This window comes from Thermogutta terrifontis (genome assembly GCF_002277955.1).
GTDB classification, from domain to species: domain Bacteria; phylum Planctomycetota; class Planctomycetia; order Pirellulales; family Thermoguttaceae; genus Thermogutta; species Thermogutta terrifontis.
The window spans coordinates 3889135-3914206 of sequence record NZ_CP018477.1 but is presented as its reverse complement, the minus strand read 5'-3'; the positions used below and the strand labels follow the sequence as shown (position 1 = coordinate 3914206).

Here is a 25072-nt window from a genome sequence, read left to right as displayed (position 1 = left end):
CCGCCTAAGGCAGTAACGCTTCTTTCGGTGGATCCCGAGAGCTTTGTCAGCTCGACACTTCATCCCAGGGACCAGCACGTCTCATTTGGGACCGTCGCCTGACTTGTGGACTGTGATATCCACGCGACGCACACTGAATGAGTCTTCGCCCGAGAAGACCAGCCACATGTTCTTTCCCGTTTGGTCCATCCATTTGGCAGGAAAGCAGCCGCTTTCGCCGGGATCCATGTCCCACTCCTCGGTATGGAACGCGGTGGTCCACGGGCCCCAGGGCTCTGGGGCATCATAAACACCACAGCCTCTTGCCCCCGGGGCACCGTCTCCCCTCGTTTGTTTGGGATACACATGAAACCACATGTATCGCTTCAATGCGGGGTTGTAGGTGATTCCTGAACGCCAGCAATGACCCGGATGCCGAAAAACCGGACCGCGATCAGCAACATTCCTGCTCCAAACAGGCTTCTGGTCGGAATCCAATCGCACGAAATACTCGTAGGCACTCGGCTCGAGAATAGAGCCTTTGGGAACTCGGGCAAGAACCATTTGATCCGCTGCGGAGTAGGCATCATCGGCGTCCGGAGAGTAGATGTAAACATACCCGTCCCGTGCTCCCGCATAGTTCGGTCCGAAGTTCAAAAAAGTCGGGCATCCGAAGCTGGTAGTGAACTTCCACGGTGCCCATGTCCACGTTGCGCCGTGGTCCCGAGAATAGGCCAGTTGAGAATTTCCGGCATTTCGGACAAGCGCGTACAGTGTGCCATCTACCATGAGCAGCCCACTCGCTTTTTTCCCTTTTGCTCCGTCTCCGTACTGCTCAAGCGTGGGAGCCCGAATATTCTGCCCTGTGATTCGGGGTGGAAAACCGGTGACTACAGCCAAACCGAGGCTCAATTTTCGCGCAACGCCAGGCTCAAAACCCCATCCGTCCCCATAGGCTGTGTAAAGGCGATCGTCATCGCCCCAAGTTATTGGCCAGTTGTCACTTCCACGTGCAAGGCGAACGACCTCGTTTGCAGCGGCCCAGCTCAGCGATTTGATGACGGGGCTCGGAGGATAGGGACCAGCCGTGCCCGATTGAGCGGGATCCTCTGGTGTGATGACCTGCATTAATGGCTGAAACAGGTATCGGCCCACATTCTCCTGAGAAGGTGCCTGGGGCCCCAAGTCACCACCATAGCGCACAACCACAAGATCAAGGCTGGGAATGACAAGAAGGATTTGATCCCCAGCACCGGCACCCCAAACCGCATCGACAGGCAAAAACGAGAACCGTTTTCCGGCATTTGTCCACCAGCCCATTCCACAGTCCCCGGGGAGACCCGCACTCTGGCAAACCGCGGCGATAGAATTTTCGCTGATTATCTGCCGCCCTTCCCAGCGACCGCGATGGAGGACCAGCCTTCCGATCCTTGCCGTCGCCCGGGCAGTGAAATTTGCCCCGCCCCAGGCTGCAATCAGCGGGAGGCCGTCCACATGAAATGTCTGCCCATAACCGATGGACCATTCGTCATCCTTCAATCCAATGGGCCTGTAGATTCTGTCGCGCAGAAGATCACGGATGTTATTGTTGGGGGCGTTGCGCATGGCAGCGGCGACCGCGTAGGTCAACATCGCAATACCCGGGTTGCTGTACTGGAACCGCTCACCGGGATCGAAGAGCAGGGGCGTCACATCCCGAGCGATCGTGAACGGGTCGCGAGGCGGGAGCTCTCGACGCCAGAAAGCGTCCTTCCAGGGGGCCTCTTCGTTGGGGCGCGAGTCATCCAGCCCGGAAGTATGCGAACCCAGATGGCGAATCGTAATCTTTGATTTTCGGGGATCTGTTCGCCACTGCGGAACATACCGCGAAACCGGATCGTCAAGTCGGAGATAACCATCATCCAGGGCGATGGCCAACGCCATTCCGCCAACAATGGCTTTGGCCAGGGAGGCCGTGTAGTGTTTTTTGTCGGGTCCGTGGTCGGGGGAATACCACTCCCAGATGAGTTTGTCGTGCCGCACCACCAAGAAAGCCTTTGTTTGCCGTTTTGCCAATTCCGCGCTGAGCGCCCGAAGTTTTTCAGACGAGATACCGACAGCCTCGGGCTGCGCTGGTACCCACTCGAACGGTTTTTCGGCCCAGCCCTGCCACGGCGTCGCCATTATCAGCGTCAGCGCGCCTATCCACAACAGAAAAGGACCCTTCGACATGAGGCGAACTCCTCCAGCAACGGTGACATCCAGTTGGCGAAAAATGAATGTGCATGGCAAGTATTCGGAATTTTAGACTGCCCGGGCACCACGCGCGCGACTCAATGCAGACCGGCGTGTACCGTCCCAGGCAAACGACGATTATAGTGTCCCCCTCGAATCTAGCGAGCGACTCGATTTGGTTCTACCATTGACAGTCTGCCGCCGATCGTAGTGAGGTCCCTATTTCGGCGTGCTACCGGCCACGCCTCACCAATGGAACTGGTTCGTATCACGCCGAGAGTTTCTTCAAAGGAACAACCATGGATATTCGCGACACAGATCAACCGGTGGCCGCTTCTCGCGCTGTGACAGCCCAACTTATTGTTTACGGCACGCTCCTGGAGTGCGCTATCGGACTGATAGCGGTCGTGGCGGGCTGGCTCCTGCGTTTGCCGCTGTGGGAAGTTGTGGAGTGGGATCTTTCGGCGCTCGGAGCAGGTGCACTGGCCACTGTGCCGATGTTGCTCCTCTTGCCCATCGTGCGTTACATGCCGGGCCGCGTGTTCAGAGAGCTCCGCCACTTGATGACCCAAATGATCGCCCCTCTTTTTCGACCGGCGACGATCGGCGAGATGGCCATGATTTCGTGCGTCGCAGGCATCGGAGAGGAGGCTTTTTTCCGGGGAATCGTGCAACGGGGACTGGCGACTCTCCTGGGAACACCTGACGATTTAGCTCGCGGTGATCTTGCAACGATTCTGGCAATTTTCGCAGCCGCAGTTTTGTTCGGACTCGCTCACCCATTATCAAGAATTTATGTCATCTTAACAGCTATTCTCGGCGTTTATCTGGGGATTCTTTTTGCCCTGACCGGCAACCTCGTTGTCCCGATGGTGGCCCACGGCCTCTACGATTTTGTGGCCGTCGTGTACCTCGCACGCTTCTGGCCCAGCGATCGGGCTGTGCAAGAACAGCAAGACCAGGCCGAGTAGTCTTCGAAACTGCCCCTCCTCTCACAAAGTTCCGTGAAAGTTTATCCCTTATCACGGAAACCTGTTCGCCCAAAGCAGGCCTTCATAGGATTACCGTCTAAAATGCCATTTGCAAAGGCGTGCTGGTCTCTTGCTCAACTCTGTGTGGAAAAGATAATCAGGGCACCGGGGTGTGGCTGACCCGAATTCCCAAAGCCGGCCGGTGGTCGCTCAAAAGGGATATAACGCGCCAATGTGGCCGCAGGTTTCCGAATGTGCGTTAAGAAATGAGACATCCCTGGGAGGTTGCCCATGAGATGCAGGAGAATTGAACTGAAATGTGCTCTTCGGGCTGGAAAAGTGGCCTTTGTCAGTGCCATCTTCGGGAGCTTTGTGATGCTGGGGAGTGTAGTCGGAGCGAGATTCGCCCTGGCAGAGCCGGCCCGTGAGACAGAAACCGTTGCGGGCTCGTTGCCGGGGACGGCCGCGCTCACCGTGGAGGGCGACCTGGCCTCGCAAATGATTGATGCGATCGATCAATTTCTCGACAGGGAAACTGCCCGGACGGTGGCCCATCGAAACCAGGTTTGGAAAGAACAGTTCAAGTCCGGCCAGTGGCCCGAAGAGTGGATCGCGTCCCGAAAGACCCGACTGGCCAAGATCCTTGGCGTAACGGATCCCCGAGTGGCATCGCCGCGGCTGTCCATTCTTGCCCCGCCGGGGCAAGATCCCGTTTTGGCCAGTGGCCCGACATACGATGTCTTCGCGGTGCGCTGGGATGTTTTCTCTGACGTCACAGGAGAGGGACTCCTTTTAGTACCCCGGAGCAACGGCTTACACGCCGCGGTCATTGCAATTCCGGACGCCGATGTTTCCCCCGAGGCGCTTGCGGGCCTCTCACCAGGCGTGGCTTCGGAATCCCAGTTTGCACGGCGGCTTGCCGAAAGTGGTTGCACTGTGTTGATACCACAATTGATTCCTCGGGAAATCGCCAAGCGGAGAAATGTCTCGCTGACCCATCGTGAATACCTGTATCGTCCTGCTTATGAACTCGGGCGGCATATCATCGGGTACGAGGTGCAAAAAATTCTCGCTGCGGTAGATTACTTTTCGGCGCAGGGTGACCCCGCGGGCAAACCAACCATCGCAGTCATCGGTTGGGGGGAAGGCGGCATGCTGGCGCTTTACGCCGCGGCCCTGGACGATCGAATCGCGACAGCAGCCGTCAGCGGGTTCTTCGGACCGCGCGAAGGCACGTGGTCAGAGCCTGTGGACCGCAATATCTTCTCGTTGCTTAAGGACTTCGGATGTGCCGAGATCAGCCTGCTGGTTCACCCGCGGCCCGTCATCGTAGAGGCTGCACGCGGCCCCGAAGTGACGATTCCAAAAGGGTTGGGTGGAGCGCCGGGAAACTTGTTCACTCCCCAACTGGAGGCCGTTCAGTCCGAAGCTGCCCGGGCTAACGAATTGCTCTCACTTGCCCGTCTCCCCAGCCACCTCACTTTGATAACGAGTGGAGATGGCCGAGGTCCCTACGGTTCGGAAACGTTCTTGAAAGCCTTCCTGCAAACTCTGGATCCCAAGAGCGAGCTCAACGCGGTCGCCCAGGAGCCCCAATGGCGGCGGGAAAATCCCTGGCAAAGCGATCGTGTGGGGCGTCAGATCGACGAGCTTGACCGGCATATCCAAACATTTTTGGAGCAAAGCTCCGACGTTCGTCGGCAATTTTGGTCCCGTCTGGACACGAGTTCTCTTGCCAAATTCATGGAAACAGTGGAGTGGTACCGCAAATACTTTTACGAGGAGGTTATCGGTCGGATCGACCTTCCGCTCTCAGCTCCTAATCCACGGTCGCGCCGCGTGTATGACGAACAGAAATGGACTGGGTACGAAGTTGTCCTTGACGTGTTCGACGGCGTATTCGCGTATGGGATTCTCCTTGTGCCAAAGGACATCAGGCCGGGAGAACGGCGCCCCGTGGTGGTCTGCCAGCACGGGCTAGAAGGGCGTCCCCAAGATACGATCGAGGGAGATCACCGGGCCTATCATAATTTCGCCGCGCGACTTGCCGAACAAGGATTTGTTGTATTTGCTCCCCAAAATCCCTACATCTTTGGCGACCGGTTCCGCACCCTTCAACGGAAAGCAAATCCTCTCGGAAAGACGCTCTTTTCTATCATCGTGCCCCAGCATCAACAAATCGTGAACTGGCTGAGTACTTTGGAGTTTGTTGACCCGGCGCGGATCGCGTTTTACGGGCTTTCCTACGGTGGCAAGACGGCGATGCGCGTGCCGCCCCTGGTGCCCCAGTACTGCCTGTCCATCTGTTCCGCCGATTTTAACGATTGGGTGTGGAAGAACGCCTCGACCCGCAGCCAATACAGTTATGTTTTCACTGGAGAATACGAGATTTTCGAATTCGACTTGGGTGAGACCTTCAACTATGCCGAGATGGCGACGCTCATTGCTCCGAGACCCTTCATGGTGGAGCGGGGTCATTTCGACGGCGTAGCCCCGGATGAGCGGGTGGCCTACGAATATGCTAAGGTGCGTTTCCTGTACGAGGCACTCTTGGGGTTAACGGACAAAACAGAAATCGAGTGGTTTGTCGGCCCACACACCATCCATGGAGTGGGGACTTTCAAGTTTTTGCATCGCCACCTGGGCTTTTGAAAGATCCGGATAAGCGGCCGCGCTCACCATCGGCGTCGCCAAGTAGTCGCAACGCCCGGTAACTGATTCATCCCCACTTTTTGGAAGAATCCCTTGGAACCTAAAGGCATAGCCGTGGGATAGCGGCAAATCATGAGTTGTCCCTACGCTATTGAAGGAATTGAGCTTGGCAGACAAAGATCGGTCCATGAATTGGATTGTTCAAGGTCGCACCGTGGACCTCGCAGGCAGGTCCCTCGGGGCTGACTTTCACTCCCGCGGAAGGTCTGGGCGAGGTTCGAGTTCGTTCCCGATTGCAGAAAAAAGTAAGGACGAAGCGAGCCCGACAGGGCTGCTGAGACTCCGCCAACGCCCTGACGCCATTCCGGACAGTCGCGCGGGAAAATCTGGTGGGAATCGCTTTCCTTTTCAGAAATTTTCCTGTACGGAAAGGCTTCAGGCGTTTCGGTAATCGACAGATCTGCCGTAAAATAACTTGGTAGAGCTGTATTGTCTGTGATCCGCTTGAGCTTAACCCAAAATCGGAGGGGCGACATCAGGATAAGCGGCGAGCTCAGATACGACACTCGGCAGTTCGTGTCGAAAAGGATGCCGAGACGACTTGGAACGGTCTGGCTTTCTAGTAAACGTGTCGGTTGGGCGGAAGGAGCGCGGGAAGGTGCCCTCACTGTTTGTTATTCGGGGAAACGATCAGGGGACTCGCTTTGAGTTGGAAGGGTCGGTGATCACCATTGGGAGGGACTCTTCCAACAAAGTGCAATTGCATGATGCGGGGGTCTCACGACATCATGCCGAGATACGGCGGGTAGAGAATCGCTATCGGCTGATCGACTTAAACAGCTCTAACGGGACGATCGTCAACGGCAAAAGGATCCAGGAACACTGGCTCAATAGTGGCGACCAGATCCAGATGGGGCGGACCCTCATGCTATTCACCTCTCCGGCGGAGGAATCGGAACGCGAGGCGACGTGGAATGTTTCCATCGCGGCGGAGCCGGAGGCCGAGCGATCCCAGATTGTCAGCGTGGTCAGTTCGGAAGAGGGAAATCGCCTTCTGAGAGGCCAAGGGGTTGCGCCGGATTCCTGGTTGGCACAGGCTCGGCGAAATCTGGAAATCGTCTATCACACGGCCCTGGCGGCAAGCCACACCCTCGATATCGAGCAACTCCTCAATCGGATCATGGACCTCATCTTCGAGTGGGTGGAGGCCGACCGAGGGTGCATCATGCTCGTCGATCCCGATACAGGAAAACTCGTGCCCAAAGTGAGGCGGGTACGGAAAGGTGTGGTGGCCCCGGAAAAGCTGATTATCAGCCAGACAATTCTGGATTATGTTCGGGAGCGCAACGAGGGGGTTCTCACCAGCGATGCGCGGCACGATGAACGATGGGACTCGGGGGCAAGCATCGTGCAAGCGGGTATCCGCGAGGCGATCTGCGTTCCCATGCAAGGCCGATATGGTGTTGTGGGCGTGATTTATATCGACACGTCCACCTCTCCGCAGGAGATGATTCGCCGCGGGCAGGTCAACAAATTCACCCAGGATCATCTCATGCTCATGATCGCCATAGGCCATCAGGCTGCGCTCGCCGTGGAGGACACGCACTACTACCTGGCCATGGTGCAGGCGGAAAGGCTGGCGGCCATCGGGCAAACGATCGCCACGCTCTCGCATCACATCAAGAATATCCTGCAGGGAATTCGTGGAGGCGGCTATCTGATCGAGCTGGGGTTGAAGCAGCACGACGAGGAACTCATCCGTAAAGGCTGGGCGATCGTCGAGAAAAATCAGGCCAAGATCTCGGGGCTGGTCATGGATATGCTGACCTTCAGCAAGGAACGGGAGCCTGATCTGCAGCCCAGTGATTTGAATCAGTTGATCCAGGACATTGTGGAACTGATGCAAGCCCGGGCAGAGGAAAGCCAGATCGACTTCACCTGGGAACGACAGTCCGAGATTCCCACGCTGGTGTTCGATCCGGAGGGAATCCACCGGGCTGTCTTGAACCTCGTGACAAACGCATTTGACGCCGTCGCCGACTCGCCGGAACCACGTAGGGTCCGTGTTTTCACTCGCTACGATGCCGACCAGGGTAAGGTATGGATTGGTGTGGAAGATAACGGCCCGGGAATCCCTCCGGAGATGCTGGACAAGATTTTCAGTCCCTTTGTGTCATTCAAGAAAGGATCAAGAGGCACCGGATTGGGATTGCCGGTGAGCCAGAAGATTGTCCAGGAGCACGGCGGCCGGATCACTGTGGAGTCCGCCCCCGGCCAGGGCACGCGCTTTACGATAGAGCTTCCCGCTATGCTCCCCAGTGAAGCGACGTCGTCAGTCACGGCGACACAGGAGCGCTCTGTTCTCGGGCCCTTCCCACCGGGCGAGAAGCCAGCCTAGCTGACAGTTTCCCGCTCAAATGGCAAAAAGGATGACTTGTCGGAGGCGCTCAGCCAGCCACTTTGCTCGGTGGCGGCGTCTCTTCGGGAGGGGTAGCGGGGGGAATGAACTTGGGGGCTACAGGGGGTTGACGATCTTCTTCGTTTTCCGGGCGCTGGGTCCGGGGCGGAGAAGGCGGAGGGGTCTCGTTGATCGCCGATCGCAACTCCTGTTCAAGCCCCTGCATGCCCTTTCGAAACTCGTTCAAACTCTTGCCCAGCGAGCGTGCCACTTGCGGCAGTCGGTTACCAAAGAGAAGTAGCGCCACAATGAGGACAATCAGCATCTCCGTGCCACCGGGGAGGGAGAACTGAGCAACGGTCAATACTGAGATCATAGTTGACAACCTCCGTTTCACCTCAGCGCGAGGGCTCCGTATTCGCAGCGCCGAGCTTCCCGGCCGAAATCGCTCAAGTCACTTGGCCGACTGGGAGGGCTGTTCCTGTTCCACTGCCTTCTTTTCCTCCTCTTCATCCCCACCTTCGTCCTGGAGCCCTTTTTTGAATTCCACCACCCCCCGTCCCAAAGATCGCATCACGCTCGGCAAACGATTGCCGAACAAGAGTAAGATAACTAAGCCGATGATCATCATTTCCATCCAGCCAGGCAACCCGAACATGTGAAGTCTCCTTTGTTTCGATGGGCAGCGTCTCCTCTCACCCGAGCTGTTTCCCGTGGCAGCCTACGAAACCGGGAGAAAGGTTTTTGCTGCCTTGCCTTTTTCTGTTACTACCCTCCCTGGAGATTCGTTGAGGCGGATTCGTCACACGAAGCCGTTCTGGAGGATCCGCTTGCGCGAACCGCGCGCAGACCCAAACCCCGTATTGGCCTCGCACTCTCCGTAAATTCATTCTAGTCCGCGCGAAATCAGCGGGAAATGCCCGGCAAGAGTTCTAATATGAAATCCGCGCGGGCACCTGCCACCGCAGGCCGCTGTCCGACCCATCCCACTTTTCCAGGAACCTACGGCATGCCACAGGCACAATCCGTTGTAGGGGCAATTCATGAATTGCCCCGACCGTCGACTGGAGTGGACAAGCAGAAACTAATGTCCGAGGCGGTTCTCCGGTGCTGACCGTGGCTGGAGCGACGCGCGGCCCACAGGATTACGACGAGTTGCCTTTTCAGGACTCCCTTGCGGAAAAGCTTGCTTTTTCGTCTTCTCGGCTTTGCGATTTGCTTTTCCTGTATCGACTTTACCTGGTCTTGCTTCCTGTTGACAGGTTCAGCGGCTTTGCCAAACTAAAAGGTGAAAATGAGAACGAAATGGAATTCGGAGAAAGATCATGGCAATTTTCGTCGTCTGCCCGGGTTGCCGAACACGATTCACGGTCAGTGACAAATTTGCTGGGAAGAGCGGCCCGTGTCCCAAATGTAAAACGATCATTCAGATTCCCAAGCTCGAGGAGCAGGTTGTCATCCACGAGCCGGAGATGTTCAGCAGCGGCGGGCGGGGTATCTCCGGGCAACTCACACTCAAACCCATCGCGCGGATGGAACGCCGCTTCACACCCGTCATGATTCTCTCCATAGTGGGCGGCGTGTTGGTGGTGTTCGTGGCTACCCTCGTCCTGGGCCACGTGGGAGTTTTTCGCGATAATTTCTGGCTTCAGGCGATCGGTTTGGCGGTGGTCACCGTACCCGCCAGCGCTGGCGCTTACGAGTTCCTCCGCAATCAGGAGGATCTTCAGCCGTTACGGGGACGCGATCTCTGGATACGTGCGGCAATCTGCGCGGGTGGTTATCTTCTGCTCTGGTGGGGATTCAACTGGCTTGTGGCGAACTTTGTGACGGAAGAATTGTGGACCTGGGCCCTTGTGATCCCTCCTGTATTCGCGGCAGGGGCGTTCGTGGGATACCTGGCATTTGAAATTGAATTCTCGGCGGGGCTTCTCCATTTCGCTTTCTTCTCTCTCATCGCGGTGATCCTGCGATGGGCGGCTGGACTGGGATGGATCTGGACGCTCCCGACTCCCGCTACGCCTTATCCGGTCGGATAGCCGCATGCCAGCTTCAGCAACTCACCGCGGACAGTGTCGCGCACTTGCAACTTGGCGCACGGCACCCTCATCACAAGCCCACGCGATCCAAATTAAACGACTGACGCCATGCTTGCGTTCATGTGGAATCGCAAAAGGCAGACTCTGGGAACAGCGTGTTTAAGACTTCTGGGGAAACGTCCCAGAAGCAGGGATCCGAACAATGGGGAATCATTCCCCGATACGGATAATATCCTGCGCGGCAAATGGCCGAAGAAAGCTCTTCATAACAGGCTTCCGCCTGGTTGACCTGAACAGAATCTTCCGGATCGTAACAAATACTGAAAACACCCACGAGGGCCCTGCTTGTCACGGCCGAAAACGTGATTAAAGGCTCAAGCCGGTAACGCTCATAAATTGGGGTGACTGTGCGGAGAAGCGCAAGAACGTCTTCGCCTCGCATCGGTAACACGGGCGAGCACCACAGCGCACCTGCAGCCTTTGGATGAACATCCGGTGGGATAGCCCGGTGTCGCCAGAACACCCCTCGTAAATGCTCATCAGAGGGCTCACCCTCCAGAAGCCGATAGACTGAGTCGGCGCTGCGTACCGCCTCTGTCAGCGGGGTTCGTACACCCAAACGTTCGGTCATCTCCGCCAGCCATCGCCCTGCTGACAAGAGTCTTTTTCCAAAACAGAAAACCGGGGCCAAACCGCGAAACGCCCTTCGAATTTCCTTGGCTGCCTGGCGTGTCATTCCGCGCGAACCGTACAGCCCGCCCATCAGATTCCACGCACCAACGCCAAATTTACGGCGAAGATGCTGACGAACGGGGTCCGGTAATGGTGTCCGTCCGCCTGTAAGCCAATACGGATACGACGTCTTGGCCGAGATCACGCGAAGATCGTTGGCAATGTGTACCGTGCTCCGCACGGTACCGTCCAGACAGAGGGGACGCAGCCGCTCCACGATCTGGGCAATCTGGTGTTCGTCCGGGACCTTGAGTGCAAATCCGATCAGAGACTCCGGGGCGGGTAGCAACCAGACCGTCATCCGGGTCACAATTCCCAAACCGGACTGAGTGAAAAGTCCATCCACCCAGGCTCCCCTTCCATAAGGAAACACGTGCTTAGCCCTGGCGTTCTCATACCTGCCAAATCCCGTTTCAATCACGCGTCCGTCTGGCAAAACGACCTCGTAATTGCCCGCATGGAGGACCCGATTGCCATAAGGGGTGTGTCCGAAACCACGTTGCAGGATGTTTCCCACCAGAGAGGCTTCCGGTCCCGCGCCTGTGGCGTCAGGCACCAGAGGGATTTGGTGAGACTTCAGATAATCAAAGAGTTGGCGCTGAGTAACCCCTGGTTCGATCACCGCGTAGGCCAATTCGGTGTTCACCTCGATAATACGGTTCATCCGACTGAGGTCCACGATGGCCATCCCGTCGCGCGGTGGCAGCGGGCCCCCGTAACCCCAGTTCTGTCCGCGGCTGATTGCGTGGAGGGGAATTCCGCTGGCTCGGGCGATCTTCACCACGCCAACGACCTGATCACGGTTGGCCGGGCGGACCGCAGCCACAGGACAGGTCACGTATTTTTTCGGTAAAGCACCGGGATTGTAACGTTCCACAACTGTATCCGGTCCATCAACGTTTTCCGGTCCCAGCAGTTCACCCCATTTCCGAAGGGCAGTCCACAGACGATCCGGCTGTAAAGAGGCACCCTGGACACAGTGCAGAGGGAAAGTTTGGCTCGGCTTGCCTATAATGTCAGTGTGAGCGCTTTGCTCGGACGGGGAGGGCATAATTGGAATTGTCATGGCTTTTCAAACATCTGTTGGCACCGATAGCGGTAAAGGTCGCTTCGCCAAGAGCGCGATTAACTCCTGGAAAAGCTTAGCTTTTTTAGTGGGCGTGCGGTGGTCGGTAGTCTTTTCGTGAGAACAATCCCTGAAGCAATCGTTAATTAATTTCGCGAATTAAGCCCCCGAAAAATGGGGGTCTGCAAGTTGACATGCAGGGGTAGCGGGCGATACATTAGGGGGTGGTGGGAAAGCGGGAAACTTGGCCAGCCGAGCTGGAACGTTGACGAGGCACTCCCCGACCATCGTGATCGGCTGAGGCTGTGCCAGAATAAGAATGACAGTGTCTGGGGTTCAGTTTACTGGCCCATCGTTTGCAGCTTTTCGGACCGAGGTAAAGAAATATGCCCAAGGTCGAGACTTGTTGGGGAATCGACGTCGGAAACGCGTCTCTGAAGGCTCTTCGCTTGCGACCGGGCGAAAGCCCGCAACTCGTGGTTGCCGAGGCCTTTGACTATATTGAGTATCCGATGCTGTTGACGCAGCCCTCAGCGGATCCAGCCAGCCTCGTGGAGACTGCTCTTCGACAATTTCTTTCGCGCAACGAAGTCCGGGGGCATAGGATCGCCATCTCAGTCTCGGGCGCTACGGGGCTTGCCCGTTTCATCAAATTGCCGCCTGTGGAATTGAGCAAGTTGCCCGACGTGGTGCGGTACGAGGCCAAGCAGCAGATCCCGTACGATCTCAACAGCGTGGTCTGGCGTTATCAGAGACTGGACGCTGGTGGCGGAGAGAGTGGATTCACTCTGGGAACCACGATTGGACTATTTGCGCTCAAACGGGAGCAGGTCGAAGCCGCCCTTCAACCTTTTCAGAATCTCGGCATCGAGGTGGACATCATCCAATTGAGCCCACTGGCGATTTTCAACTACGTTCGGTTCGATGCGATGCCGGACCTGCCACCGCCTGACGAATATGATCCGGACAATCCGCCCCCGGCGGTGGCCGTGATTTCGATGGGAACCGACAGCACAGATCTCGTCATCACCAATGGTTACCGTGTTTGGCAAAGAAATATCCCTATTGGCGGAAGCCACTTCACAAAGGCCCTGAGCAAAGAGCTCAAATTGACGTTTTCCAAAGCAGAGCACATTAAGAAGAATCCCACGACCTACTCCGACCCGAAGGCTGTCTTCCAGGCCATGCGGCCGGTCTTTACCGAGCTTCTCTCAGAGATCCAGCGCTCGATCAGTTATTACAACTCGATTGAGCGATCGATCGAGATTACGCGGGGGCTCGCGCTTGGAAATCCGATGAAATTGCAGGGGCTGCGCGCCTACTTGGAGAAAGGCCTGGGGTTTCCACTTGAATCGGTCGAACATTTTGAACGATTGATGGGCCCTGACGTCGTCCAGTCGCCGGTTTTTCGAGAGAATCTCTCCTGCTTCGCCGTTGTGTATGGACTGGCGCTGCAGGGCATCGGACGGGCCTATATGGAGATCAACATGCTGCCGGATGAAATCGTGAAGGACCGGTTCATCCGGGCGAAAAAACCGTGGGCGCTAGCAGCCGCGACCACTCTGCTGTTTGGGTGTGCGGTGAGTTTTGCTGCTCAGTCGATGGCTTTGAGCACTGTTTCTCCGGAACGTTTCGGCGATGCAGAACGCGCTGCGACGCAGGTGCTTAATACTGTTAAGCAGTATCAGTCTGAACTCGCCTCTGTGGAAGCGGAATTCGACAAGATCAAAACAATCGGAAGCAATATTACCGGCAGCGTTGAGGGACGTCTATTATGGTTGGAGCTGCTCACCGCGATCAACCAGGCGCTTCCGCAGTATGAGCGGAAGGCTGCAGAGGTGTTGGATGTCTCAAGTGCCGGAGACGCCAAAAAGCAACAGGAAATTCTAGAGCGCCGGGATGAAATCCATATCACCAGTCTCGAGGCAGTTCGGATGGAGCAACTGGAAACGTGGTGGCAGCAGATGGGCGGTTGGTACCGTCCGCCCGGGGAAAAGGAGCCCGAGCCTCAGGCTACCACCGGTGCTACGACAGGAAGCGCCATGGGAAGCACAGCGGGATCGGCGACGTCGCCTTACGGCGCAAGTTACGGAATGAGTTCCGGGCCGGAGTCGATGTACGGTGGGTTTGCCGGTGCAGTCCTGGGTGATCCCCCCAATCCGCCGCCCGCGGATATTAAGGGGCCCAGTGGGCCGGGATACGTCATCCGTCTCACCGGGTATCATTTCCACAATAGCGAGGTGGCCGGGACGAATCAGGGGGCGCAGTATGTCCGTAACACCCTGATCAAGAAACTGGAAGAAGGCCAGTTTTTGATCAATGGAAAGTGGGTGACGGCGAAAGAGTTGGGGATTATGTATCCCATGCTCATCAATCCAGGGCGTATTCAGGTAGTGCGTATCCGCGACCCGTTCTACACGCCACCCACCACGCCAACAGGCACGCCGGGGGCTCCGGTGCCACCACTCGGCACGGCGCCGACCTTGACCGGGATTCCTGGGTCTCCGGGGGCAATCGGCACCGGCGCAACGTCGACAACCACCGGGGACACCATGCCTGGCTTTATCACTTTGCGGAGATTTCAGTTCACCATTCAGTTTGCATGGCAACCCAAGACGGAATCCGAGCGAGAAGAGGCCCGGAAGAAAGCTGCCGAAGAAGCCGCCCAGCAGGCTGGTGGAACACCCGAAGGGCAAACGGCACCGGCGGATACTGCGCAACCGGCAGCGGGCACTGTTCCCGCCGGGCCAGGTGCAGCTCCGGCTCCAGGTGCGGCGGCTCCGGCGAACGCAACGCCCACAAGCCCGCAACCCGGTGCTTTGCCGCCGCAGGGAGCAATGCCGGCAACTGCTCCAGGACCTGGTGTTCCCCAGGCGGGAGCGCCGCCGCAACCGGTACCCGGCAACGTCCCTGGTGCTCCCCCGGCGGTTGGTGGGCCGGGACCAGTCGCGCCGCCTAATTCAGCAACAGTTCCAGGTGCAGCAGGACAGCAGCCGCCACCCGATGCCGCTTCCTTGCCTGATGCTCCGATTATGCCAAGCGAAGATCAAACAGCTCCAGCGCCGCCGGCCGGAGGACAGACTGGCGTTCCCCCTGGCCAGCAACCTCCGACTGGACCGGCCGGGCAAACGCCGGGGCCGGGTGCGGGCACTCCATGACGGCTGACAGTAAAGACTCGCGGCGAAATAACATACGTGAGGGAACCTCAATATGAACCAGTTGCAACCGATCCTTGCAGCGATCAAAAAGTGGGGTTTTTGGGCAATCTGCGGGTTGGCCGTGTTAATTGGCCTGGGGGTCTGGTTTGTCGCTCAGCAGTCGGTCCAGGCGAGCATCAAGGCGCGGAAGGATCAGCTCGAAGGGCTCAAGTCCCAGGTGAGCGGCGTGAAGCCCGGGTCGCCTAACTCCCAGGTGATTGAAGCGACCAAGAAAAAGATCGAGGAGTTGAAGGCCGATGTTTACCAGGCGTGGGTGTCCATGTACGCCGCTCAAAAAGAGAAGAATAAATGGCCGGCCGCTCTCGGAGACGAATTTCTTAACTGGGTGAATCAGCCGGGCCGCAAGTTCGGAGATCCGATTCCGGAACGTTTTCGCGAAATCTATCTCAATTTCATCGACCAGCATTTCCCTACGCTGTTCGAGATCGTCAATCTTCGCCGGCCAAAGGGAACAGATTTGAAGCGACTGGGAAGTATCCGCGGAATGGCTGGGCCGGCTGGCTATGGTGGCGCATCCGGCTATCCTGGGGCCGTAAGCACAGTGGGTGAGGAGGGATATGGCACGGGCTACCCTGGTACAGGGTACCCGGGGGCTGCATATCCGGGAACAACCGGTACCGGCGGCCCTGCAACAATCGAGATGGAAGGGATAGTGGAGTGGAACCCACAAAACATCGCCGCCATTAAGCAGCGTTTTGCGTGGGTTAAGGTTCCGACCTCCGAAGAAATTTGGAATGCCCAAGAAGACCTCTGGGTTTACGAGGCCCTGTTGCGGATTATCGCCAAGACAAACGAAGGCGCTACGGGTCCTCACAATGCGGCCGTCAAACGAATTAACGCCATCGAGATTGGCCCGGATGCGGCACGATACCTGGCTACGAGCATGGCGGGAGTAATGCCGACCGGATCCGGAAGCATCGGCTCCCCCGGCAGCATGGGTTCGCCCGGATCAGCACCGATGAGTTCTGGCCCGGTCTCTCCGGAAGCCGGGGGAAGCGAATATGGGTCGGGCTACGGGATGCCGGGAACAACACTTTACGGACGTTACGTCGATGCTGACGGCAAGCCGCTTCCGCCGGGCTCCCCTCAACCTTTTGCTGAATTCAAAATGATGCCCATCCGGATGGATCTGGTTGTCGATCAGCGTAAACTCGATCAGCTCCTCGTAAACTGCGTCAACTCGGATATGCCCGTCCGTATCACCCGCGTCCTGGTGCGACCAAGCCAGGCGTCAATGGGACAGCCGGGTGCTATGGGTTACGGCGGAATGGGGAGCACTGGGATGGTCAACCCGATGTCGGAAAGCTACGGCGAAGAGACTGCTGGACCGGGCTACGGGACAAGTCCTTACGGAACAGGCGGACCCGGTGCGACAACGGCCTCAGCGACCAGCAATTATGACGTCCCGGTAATCATCGAAGGAATTATCTACATTTTCAATCCGCCCAATATCGAGGAACTCGGCAAACCAGGCGCTCCGGAGTTGCCGTCAGGCCAATCGCTGGCGCAGCCCCCGGCTGAACAAGGACAACCCGTTGCTCCGGCGCCCGAATCGGGAGTGCCGACTCAACCGGGGACTGGGCAGCAACCCGCTACCCAGCAGCCGACGGCACCGCAGGCTCCCGCTGGTGTTCCGCAGGGCCCAACACCAGCGCCGCCTGGTGGCGCCCAGCCGACAGCCCCGGCGCAAGGTGGCCCACAGCCTGGGGTTAGCGCACCGCCTGTCCAGCCAGCGGCTCCTGGCAACGCGGAAGTGCAACCGAATGCCGGTCAGCCTGCTGCAGGTGGCCAACCCCCGGTTGGAAATGTCCCCGCTCAGCCGCCAGCACCACAGCCGGGAACACAGCCACCTGCTGGGCCACAGGCTCCGGCCAATCCACCGGCGGTGCCACCACAAGCCTGAAAAAGCGCTCTTGGGAAATTTGGCTGACAGCTCACTGGGAAAGAAATCGATTTTAGACGACAAACATCTGTCCCGACCCTGAACGTGGGGATTCGATCATGGCGAAGAGCAAATCCGGTTCGTTTGATCAATTGCTGGCAGCGGTTTGGGAAAAAATTGTCCTTGGTGTGGCGGTGGTTATCACCATCGGGCTGATCATCATGTCATTCATGAGCACGCCCAAGGTGGACGTCACTCCGGAACAACTCACCCAACTGGCAAGTCGAGCAGAGCAGAATTATAAGAGCACCCCTCCGCAACCAACGCGTGATGTGCCGGGCTTTGCGGAGGTTGCCAAGCGAATCCGGGAGTCGGTGTCCTCCACAGGATACCAAATCGTTGTGCCCTTCGATCCCCCCATCTTCGAACAAAGGCGCAAGCGAGGTCAACCGACAGTCTACCCGGTGGCGGATCTTCGTGCCGCCGCTGGCCACGGAGCTGTGGCGGGGCTCGCCGGTGGATCCGCGGGAACACCCACGGGATATCCAGGCACTGGGTACCCTGGGTCTACAGGATACCCGGGCAGTTCCGGGCCACCCGGGATGATGCCCACCATGCCCGAAACTTCTTACAGTGAAGAAGGTTCCGGTTACTCGGGCTACTCCAGTTATGCGGGATATGGCGGAGGCCCAACGGGCCCCAGTCATGGGCGGCGCTGGGTGGTCGTGACGGGGATCATTGAATGGGAAAAGCAGGTTCGCGCTTTCCGAGATGCATTTCAAGACGCAATTCGGGTCAATAGAGGAACTACGGGGGCTGTTGCCACCGGATATCCAGGTTCGACAGGCTACCCAGGATACCCAGGCTATTCAGAGTATGGGAGCTCTGGCGAGGAGACGGGATATCCAGGCTCCAGCGGTTATCCCATGTCCGGCTCCGGGATGCCAGGGGCCCTGGACATCGAATTGCCGCAATACGTTTACTTCTCCATCGAACGGGCCGAGGTGACGGATGATTCCGCACCTCCGGACAGTCTAAAATGGGAGCCTCTCAACGCCCGTGCCCGCTGGTTCGAAGAACAGCGCATCCCTCACGACCAGTTCATGTACGTATCGCCTGAATATGTCATGCCACCTGGGCAGGTGCCATTCACCTGGCCGCTCGTCCAATTGACGGCAGGGGATACCTGGAGCAAGGAAGTGGCTCACGACCCTGAAATTCCATTCCTAGCCCCACGACGGACGTTGGGTTACGGCTATGGGCCTTATGCATCGATGGGTGGCTACCCGGGGGAAGAAGGGTCCGTGGCAATGACTGGTCCCGTCAGCACGATGGGGCCAACCGGTCCGGCGGGGCCCATTCCGACGTCCCTTGCACCGGGCCAGAGACAGCAACCGGGAGGGGCGGCGGGTGCCCCGGCCGCGCAGCCGGCGGCTCCGGAAATTCCTGATGCCCCGTTCGATCCCACACAGATGGCCCCAGGTGTGCCGGGTGCATCGCCTTATGGCACTTATCCGGGTGGGGCTTATCCTGGTACTCCCTATCCTGGGGGCACTTATCCCGGGTATCCAACCACGAGTGGTCCGCCGGGCTATGGATCGGAATATGAATCTTCTTATCCAGGATATCCGACCACGGGTTCACCCTATCCAGGTTACGCTCAGCAGCGCAAAGAGGCTCCCGTCAAACTATTCCGATTCGTTGATTACAAGGTGGAACCAAACAAAAAGTATCGTTATCGGGTCAAGTTGTGGCTCGCGAATCCCAATTACAAACTACCTCCGCAAGTCCTGGAGGACGAATCTCTTGCCAAAGACGCGTGGCTGCTTACCGAATGGAGTCAGCCGTCAAATGTGGTCCGTGTGCCTGCCGATACCGGTGTCCTGGCTGGTCCAGCCAAAGCCGGCCGGGCGCCATTCATCGAACCGCGGATTACCGTGGGTGTGACGGTCTTTCAACCCACACGCGGACTTACAAAATTCTTTGAGTTTCCGGATCTAGTCCGAGGCACCATCGTGGACTTCAGTGCTGACGATGTGAAGAAAATGAATCCGCCAAAAAAAGAAAAGAAACCCAGCACGCAGTACGGCGAATACGGTGAATATGGCAGTAGCTCCGGCCCACCTGGATTGGAGGGGCTGCCCGGCATGGTGGGTTCGACCACAAGCGGTCCGCCCGCCTATGCCACGAGCGGTTCGCCAGGCTATCCCGGTTATCCCGGAACAACTTCGGGCACGCAGCAGGAAGAAACTCCGATCGATTACTTCACACGGCTTATGATCGTGGATCTGGCGGGGGGTGAAACGCTTCCCAATAAAGACTTGGCTCCTTCCAGGTTGGTCGTGATGGATCCCGAGGGCAATCTAATGCTCCGGGACGAGCTGGAAGATGAAGCCCAGTACACGCGATTCACTCAAGCCGCCCAACCCAGCCCGTACGGTCCATACGCCACAGGCCCCGGGGAAGAATCAATGTATCCGGCAGAGTACTCCGAATATTACGAGCAGGAGTATGGGCCTGCGAGAGGACGAACGTCGAGAACCGGTACCGCGACGCGCGGAACCAGGGGAAGCACATCCCGACCTCCGGCAGGTAGTCCGGCAGGGAGCCGGGGTGGGCCGCGGGGCAGCCCGTCGGGGCCGCCAGGATATGCCCCTGGCCCGTGATTCTGGCCGATTCCTATCGTGTCGGGTTGATCACTGTTCCAAACTTGTAGCTTCAGCCCCGAAAGCATTTTCGGGGCTTTTTTGTTTGGAACCCTTCGTTATCATGAGTCAATCGCTTGATACCATCCATTAAAAAAAGAAAGCACCCGACTTGCATCGCGGCACCTTTTTGTGGCACACTACACGCAAATATCAGCAAAGAAGTGGAGTTTCCAGCCTAAAAGCAAAGGCCGTGCCTTGTGTAACCCAGGAACCGATTCAGTCATCGGTTTTGATAAGGCGGTCACCAAATTGACCAGGGGTGATTGGGAGGCAATTCCGGAGTGCAGTTACCCTCAATAAGCAGAATTGAAAGTACTCACCAAATCGTGTCTTGCGACGGCAAACGATTCGTTAGGAGAACCGAACGATGAAAGGGATTGTCCGGAGTGCTATTCGCATCGTCCCTTTTTTAGTGGGCCTTGTGGTCCTGACGCTTGTCATTTTCTGGCTATCTGGGTTCTTTAACGAGAAGATCGCCCCCGGCGAGGTCACGACGGAACTTCCCCGGTTTGACCCCAACGTGGAAACCAAAGAGCCAGTGGAAGTCGTCGAAAAGCCGTACATCGAGGAGGCCGTCGGCACGGTGAAGGCCCGCGAGCGGACAACCATCTCCGCACGGATCATGTCCACGATTACCAAAATCCACGTGCGAGCAGGGGACCGGGTCAAGCAGGGGGATGTGCTGATCGAATTGGACCGGGCAGCTCTCGAGCGGCAGCGAAGCCAGGCTCAGGCGGCGCTTCAGGCGGCCGAGGCGGCCTTCAAGCAGGCCCAGGATGATTTCGAACGCGCCGAGCGTTTGCGCAAGCAACAGCCCGGGGCCATCAGCGAGCAACAGTTCAACGAGTTCCGCACACGGCGGGACCAGGCACAGGCCAATTACGAGAAAGCCAAGCAGGCGTTGGCCGAAATCGAAGTGAACCTGTCCTATTGCACCATCCTTGCTCCTCGTAACGGCCAGATTGTCGATCGTCTTGCAGAGGAAGGGGACACAGCCTCCCCTGGGGTTCCCCTTTTGACGATGTATGATCCCTCTTCGCTTCGATTAGAGGTGCCCGTCGCAGAACACCTGGCCAATCGTCTGAAGATAGGCGACAAGGTCAAAGTTTATATTGACGCTCTTCAACAGACGATTGAAGGCACCGTGGATGAAAAGGTGCCACAGGCAGATGTCGCTACTCGAAGTGTGCTCGTAAAAATTGCCCTGCCGGAAACTCCAGGATTGGTCGAGGGTATGTTTGGCCGCGTGCAGATCGAAGCGGGACGACGCAAACATCTCTGTCTTAATGCAGCCGCCATCAAGCGAATTGGACAACTCGATTTCGTCGAGGTGGTTCACCCCGATGGCACAAAGGAGCGGCGACTCATCCAGGTCGGCCGCTTTGGACGCCCAGGACACTTGGAAGTTCTGAGTGGCCTCAAGGCCGGCGAGATGGTAGCCGTCCCCAAAAATGCAGACCCAAGTGTCTGTCCTTATCTTGGCGTCTCTCAAAGCAACGAAGAAGGGACATCGCAGCCAACTTCCAAAGGCACTGTCCCGGAGGAGCATTGACTTTGCTTGACTCTGCCCACAGGAAGGGGATCACGTGTCCAGCCAGAAAAATCGAGACACACTGGGTGGGCGGGGGACTTATCATCGGGGTCAAGCGGCGAGTTCTTAAGCCACCAGAAACTACACAGACATAAAAAGGGAGGCTCGACCGTGACAAGTCCTCAGGAAAAGGTCCCGTTCTTTACGCGTATCGTGGATGTCTTCCTGCGAGGAGACTCCGCGATCATGCTAACGGTTATCTCCATCATCATCGGTATGGGTTCGCTGTGGATTACGCCACGCGAGGAAGAACCACAGATTGTGGTGCCGATGATGGACGTGTTCATTTCGGCACCGGGACTCTCCGCGCAGGAAGTGGAACAGCAAATCACCAATCGCCTGGAACGAATTGTTTATCAAATCGACGGCGTGGAGTACGTCTATTCGATGTCCCGTCCCGGGCAAGCGATTCTCATTGTTCGGTTCTATGTGGGTCAGGATCGAGAAGACTCCCTCGTAAAGCTCCACAGCAAGATCCAGTCCTACATCGATGAGGCGCCGCGTAGCGTCCAGGCGTGGGTCATCAAGCCGGTGGAAATTGACGATGTTCCGATCGTCAACATCACGCTGTGGTCGCGCGACCCAGAAAAAGTCAGCGATTACGAGTTGCGGCGTCTCGCGGAGCAACTTCAGAACGAATTGAAAGCCGTTCCCCAAACTAACCGCGTGACCGTGGTGGGTGGACGTCCGCGGCAAATTCGGGTGGAGGTCAACCCGATTAAACTTGCTGCCCGCAGCACCTCCATCCTCCAGGTCGCCCAGGCCCTGCGTGCCAGCAACGTCAACGTTCAGGCCGGCAGTTTCAATCAACAGGGACAAGAGTTCATCGTGGAGGCGGGTACCTTTGTCGAGGATGCCATTGAACTGCAGAATCTCGTTGTGAATGTTGTGGGAAACCGGCCCGTCTATCTGAAGGACGTGGCAGAGGTGATCGACGGTCCTGCTGAACCAACATCGTATACCTGGATCGGTTTCGGACCGGCATCGCGTCACCCGGAGGTTCCCATCGAGCACATTACACCGGCCGATTTCCGCACTCCCCGGGAAAAGATCGGCGTCGATTTCTATCCCGCCGTGACCATCGCAGTTGCCAAACAAAAGGGATCCAATGCCGTCTGGGTGGCCCGGGCTGTCGAAGAGCGCATGGCCGAACTGGCCAAGACCCATCTCCCGGCGGGGGTGTTTTACAGGATTACGCGAGACTATGGTGAAACGGCCAATGAAAAAGTCAACGAACTGGTTGAGGCACTGGTTGTGGCTGTTCTCACCGTCATTGGTTTGATCTGGCTGACAATCGGCTGGCGTGCCGCTGTGGTCATCGCGCTGGCGGTACCGGTTTGTTACAGCGTCACGCTGTTCATCAACTACCTTGCCGGTTACACCATCAACCGCGTCACGCTCTTCGCCCTCATTCTGGCTCTGGGGCTTCTCGTGGATGATCCTATCACGGACGTGGAGAACATAGCGCGGTACTTTTCGATGCGGATATTACCGCCCCGTCCGGCCGTTCTCCGGGCGGTCCAGGAGGTGCGGCCTGCCCTGGTCATGTCCACACTCGCCATCGTGGCCAGCTTTGCACCGATGGCTTTCATCACAGGGATGATGGGACCGTACATGGCGCCCATGGCGCTCAACGTGCCGGTGACTCTCCTGGTGTCGCTCGCTGTTTCGCTTCTCATCACGCCGTGGATGGCCATGTTTGCCCTCCAAGGCGCCAAGCACCACGAGACCCAAGAAGAGTCTTCCTATGACTTGACGAAACGGCCTGTGTACCGACTTGTGAGTGTGGTGTTTCGTCCAATCCTGAACCGGTCGTGGGTGGCCTGGGGAGTGGTCGGCACGGTTGCCGTGCTCTTTTTCGCGTCCTTGCTGCTCCCGGGATTGCGGGTGGTCCCTCTCAAGATGCTTCCCTATGACAACAAGAATGAATTTCAGGTGGTGATTGATATGCCGGAGGGGACAACGCTGGAAGAAACGGATGCCGTGGCCCGGCGGGTCGCCGCATACCTGGCCGGCCTGCCCGAGGTCAAAGATTTCCAGATCTACGCGGGACTTTCCTCTCCCATGGATTTCAACGGACTCGTGCGGCACTACTTCCTGCGTCAAGGGAGTAACGTGGCTGATATCCGAATCAATCTTCTCCACAAGGATCATCGCGCCCATCAGTCACATGAGATCGTCCTGCGAATTCGCCATGATATCGAAAAAATCGCGAAGGAAACCAACGCCAACATCAAACTGGTGGAAGTCCCGCCCGGCCCGCCCGTCATCGCAACGATCACGGCCGAGGTATACGGTCCACCGGACGCCGACTACCTCCAGCTCATTGCAGCGGCCAAGAAAGTTGAAGAGCGAATGTTGCGCGAGCCCGGCGTGGTGGACGTGGATATTTCGGCCGAAGCCGATCAGCCCAAGCGCGTGTTCATAACCGACCAGCCGAAGGCAGCGTTATCGGGAGTCTCCAAAGAGGTTATTGCGCAGACGATCCAAGCGGCGTTGAGCGGCTATCCCGCCACGGAACTCCATATTCCCTCCGAGGTCAATCCATTGCCTGTCATTGTTCGGCTGAAACGCTCAGAACGTTCCGCGGAGGACGATCTCGCGGAAATTTATGTCCACGGCCAGAATGGCCAGTTGGTGCAACTTGGCTCGCTGGGCGGCTTTGTGTCCACCCATCCGGACGGAAGCCCCCTGCTCGAAGACAAGACGATCTATCATAAGAACCTGCAACGGGTGGTGTATGTGTATGGAGAGATCGCTGGTCGTCCGCCGGCCGATGCGATCATCGATATGGAAGTGGATCGTGTGACGCAATCGGCACTCGCCCATTTGAAACCCAACCCGCGGCTCTGGCAGGAACGCACCTGGTTCCATCCCGGTGGCGGAGATTACTGGGCCGTTCCGGACGGCTATCGCGTCGTTTGGGCCGGGGAAGGCGAGTGGAAAATCACTCTCGACGTCTTCCGGGACTTAGGCATCGCATTTGGCGTGGCCCTCGTGGTCATCTTCATTCTCCTGATGTTCGAGACAAAATCTCGGGTTCTGCCGCTCATCATCATGCTGGCAATCCCGCTGACCATGATTGGGATCATGCCTGGCTTTTGGCTCCTCAATATCCTCACCAATAGACCGGTGGGAGGTTTTGCCAATCCCGTTTTCTTCACTGCCACGGCCATGATTGGAATGATTGGACTTGCCGGCATTGTCGTGCGAAACTCCGTGGTCCTGATTGACTTCATCCATCATAGTTTGATGGATGGGTATGACCTCAAAGAGGCCATCGTCCGAAGCGTCGCTGTTCGGCTACGCCCAATTTTCCTGACATCGGCCACCACACTGCTGGGAAACTGGGTCATCACGCTTGACCCGATTTTCTCCGGCCTTGCCTGGTCGATCATCTTTGGTATCTTCGCCTCGACAACCTTCACACTCGTCGTCATTCCCACTGTGTACTGGCTCCTGTATCGCCGACGCGGAGGGGCCATCACGCTACCGCCCAAGGCTGGCGACCAGGGTAGGTCGGAGAACAGGGAAGAGTGACGAAATAGGATGCGGCTGATGAGCATTCTGCCGCTCGAATTCTGGGCCCCGGGGAAAGCCTCACGCCGCGCACGAGAAATAA

13 protein-coding genes are annotated in these 25072 nt (G+C 57.5%); 9 read left to right on the top strand and 4 right to left on the bottom strand.

The features are described from left to right. Positions 1 to 81 precede the first annotated feature (81 nt). On the bottom strand, positions 82 to 2190 hold the full coding sequence (locus THTE_RS14525; protein WP_095416105.1) for a serine hydrolase: 2109 nt from the start codon (positions 2188 to 2190) through the stop codon (positions 82 to 84). Positions 2191 to 2492: 302 nt separating this feature from the next. Between THTE_RS14525 and THTE_RS14520 the strand changes: the two genes are divergently transcribed. The 3 genes from THTE_RS14520 to THTE_RS14505 all read left to right on the top strand — a co-directional run bounded on the left by THTE_RS14520 (position 2493) and on the right by THTE_RS14505 (position 8214). Further along, positions 2493 to 3164: a CPBP family intramembrane glutamic endopeptidase gene (locus THTE_RS14520; protein ID WP_095416104.1), complete on the top strand. Its 672-nt coding sequence runs from the start codon at positions 2493 to 2495 to the stop codon at positions 3162 to 3164. Between the two features lie 291 nt (positions 3165 to 3455). After that, positions 3456 to 5816: a dienelactone hydrolase family protein gene (locus THTE_RS14515; RefSeq protein ID WP_095416103.1), complete on the top strand. Its 2361-nt coding sequence runs from the start codon at positions 3456 to 3458 to the stop codon at positions 5814 to 5816. Positions 5817 to 6474: 658 nt separating this feature from the next. Then, positions 6475 to 8214 (top strand): ATP-binding protein, encoded by a 1740-nt coding sequence (locus THTE_RS14505; RefSeq protein ID WP_095416101.1) that lies wholly within the window; start codon positions 6475 to 6477, stop codon positions 8212 to 8214. 49 nt (positions 8215 to 8263) lie between these two features. Here the strand turns inward: THTE_RS14505 and THTE_RS14500 are convergent, their stop codons facing one another. Continuing rightward, positions 8264 to 8590: a Sec-independent protein translocase subunit TatA/TatB gene (locus tag THTE_RS14500; protein ID WP_095416100.1), complete on the bottom strand. Its 327-nt coding sequence runs from the start codon at positions 8588 to 8590 to the stop codon at positions 8264 to 8266. 78 nt (positions 8591 to 8668) lie between these two features. Further along, a complete protein-coding gene (locus tag THTE_RS14495) occupies positions 8669 to 8872 on the bottom strand; it encodes a Sec-independent protein translocase subunit TatA/TatB (RefSeq protein ID WP_095416099.1) in 204 nt (67 codons plus the stop codon). A 667-nt stretch (positions 8873 to 9539) separates the two neighbouring features. Here THTE_RS14495 and THTE_RS14490 point away from each other — a divergent pair. Beyond that, the gene (locus tag THTE_RS14490) at positions 9540 to 10253 is read left to right on the top strand and encodes a zinc ribbon domain-containing protein (protein ID WP_095416098.1); all 714 of its coding nucleotides are present in this window, start codon (positions 9540 to 9542) and stop codon (positions 10251 to 10253) included. A gap of 118 nt (positions 10254 to 10371) precedes the next feature. Here the strand turns inward: THTE_RS14490 and THTE_RS14485 are convergent, their stop codons facing one another. Further along, complete coding sequence (locus tag THTE_RS14485) at positions 10372 to 12051, bottom strand: FAD-binding oxidoreductase (protein WP_095416097.1); 1680 nt, start codon at positions 12049 to 12051, stop codon at positions 10372 to 10374. A 386-nt stretch (positions 12052 to 12437) separates the two neighbouring features. Here THTE_RS14485 and pilM point away from each other — a divergent pair, with 386 nt between their 5' ends. The 5 genes from pilM (at position 12438) to THTE_RS14460 (ending at position 24990) form a co-directional block, all read left to right on the top strand. Beyond that, positions 12438 to 15209, top strand: coding sequence for a type IV pilus assembly protein PilM (pilM, locus tag THTE_RS14480; RefSeq protein ID WP_095416096.1), 2772 nt, complete (start codon positions 12438 to 12440; stop codon positions 15207 to 15209). Positions 15210 to 15261: 52 nt separating this feature from the next. After that, entirely contained in the window at positions 15262 to 17172 is a 1911-nt protein-coding gene (locus THTE_RS14475) for a hypothetical protein (RefSeq protein ID WP_095416095.1), read from the top strand. A 98-nt stretch (positions 17173 to 17270) separates the two neighbouring features. Next, positions 17271 to 19817: a hypothetical protein gene (locus THTE_RS14470; RefSeq protein ID WP_095416094.1), complete on the top strand. Its 2547-nt coding sequence runs from the start codon at positions 17271 to 17273 to the stop codon at positions 19815 to 19817. A gap of 409 nt (positions 19818 to 20226) precedes the next feature. Beyond that, a complete protein-coding gene (locus tag THTE_RS14465; RefSeq protein WP_207651725.1) occupies positions 20227 to 21411 on the top strand; it encodes an efflux RND transporter periplasmic adaptor subunit in 1185 nt (394 codons plus the stop codon). Between the two features lie 150 nt (positions 21412 to 21561). Further along, a complete protein-coding gene (locus tag THTE_RS14460) occupies positions 21562 to 24990 on the top strand; it encodes an efflux RND transporter permease subunit (RefSeq protein WP_237260155.1) in 3429 nt (1142 codons plus the stop codon). Positions 24991 to 25072: the final 82 nt, after the last annotated feature.

Bases quoted from the DNA above. Each gene is read 5' to 3' on its own strand.
- THTE_RS14525 (WP_095416105.1), bottom strand. From the start codon at position 2,190: ATGTCGAAGGGTCCTTTTCTGTTGTGGATAGGCGCGCTGACGCTGATA.
- THTE_RS14520 (WP_095416104.1), top strand. From the start codon at position 2,493: ATGGATATTCGCGACACAGATCAACCGGTGGCCGCTTCTCGCGCTGTG.
- THTE_RS14515 (WP_095416103.1), top strand. From the start codon at position 3,456: ATGAGATGCAGGAGAATTGAACTGAAATGTGCTCTTCGGGCTGGAAAA.
- THTE_RS14500 (WP_095416100.1), bottom strand. From the start codon at position 8,590: ATGATCTCAGTATTGACCGTTGCTCAGTTCTCCCTCCCCGGTGGCACG.
- THTE_RS14495 (WP_095416099.1), bottom strand. From the start codon at position 8,872: ATGTTCGGGTTGCCTGGCTGGATGGAAATGATGATCATCGGCTTAGTT.
- THTE_RS14490 (WP_095416098.1), top strand. From the start codon at position 9,540: ATGGCAATTTTCGTCGTCTGCCCGGGTTGCCGAACACGATTCACGGTC.
- THTE_RS14485 (WP_095416097.1), bottom strand. From the start codon at position 12,051: ATGACAATTCCAATTATGCCCTCCCCGTCCGAGCAAAGCGCTCACACT.
- pilM (WP_095416096.1), top strand. From the start codon at position 12,438: ATGCCCAAGGTCGAGACTTGTTGGGGAATCGACGTCGGAAACGCGTCT.
- THTE_RS14475 (WP_095416095.1), top strand. From the start codon at position 15,262: ATGAACCAGTTGCAACCGATCCTTGCAGCGATCAAAAAGTGGGGTTTT.
- THTE_RS14470 (WP_095416094.1), top strand. From the start codon at position 17,271: ATGGCGAAGAGCAAATCCGGTTCGTTTGATCAATTGCTGGCAGCGGTT.
- THTE_RS14465 (WP_207651725.1), top strand. From the start codon at position 20,227: ATGAAAGGGATTGTCCGGAGTGCTATTCGCATCGTCCCTTTTTTAGTG.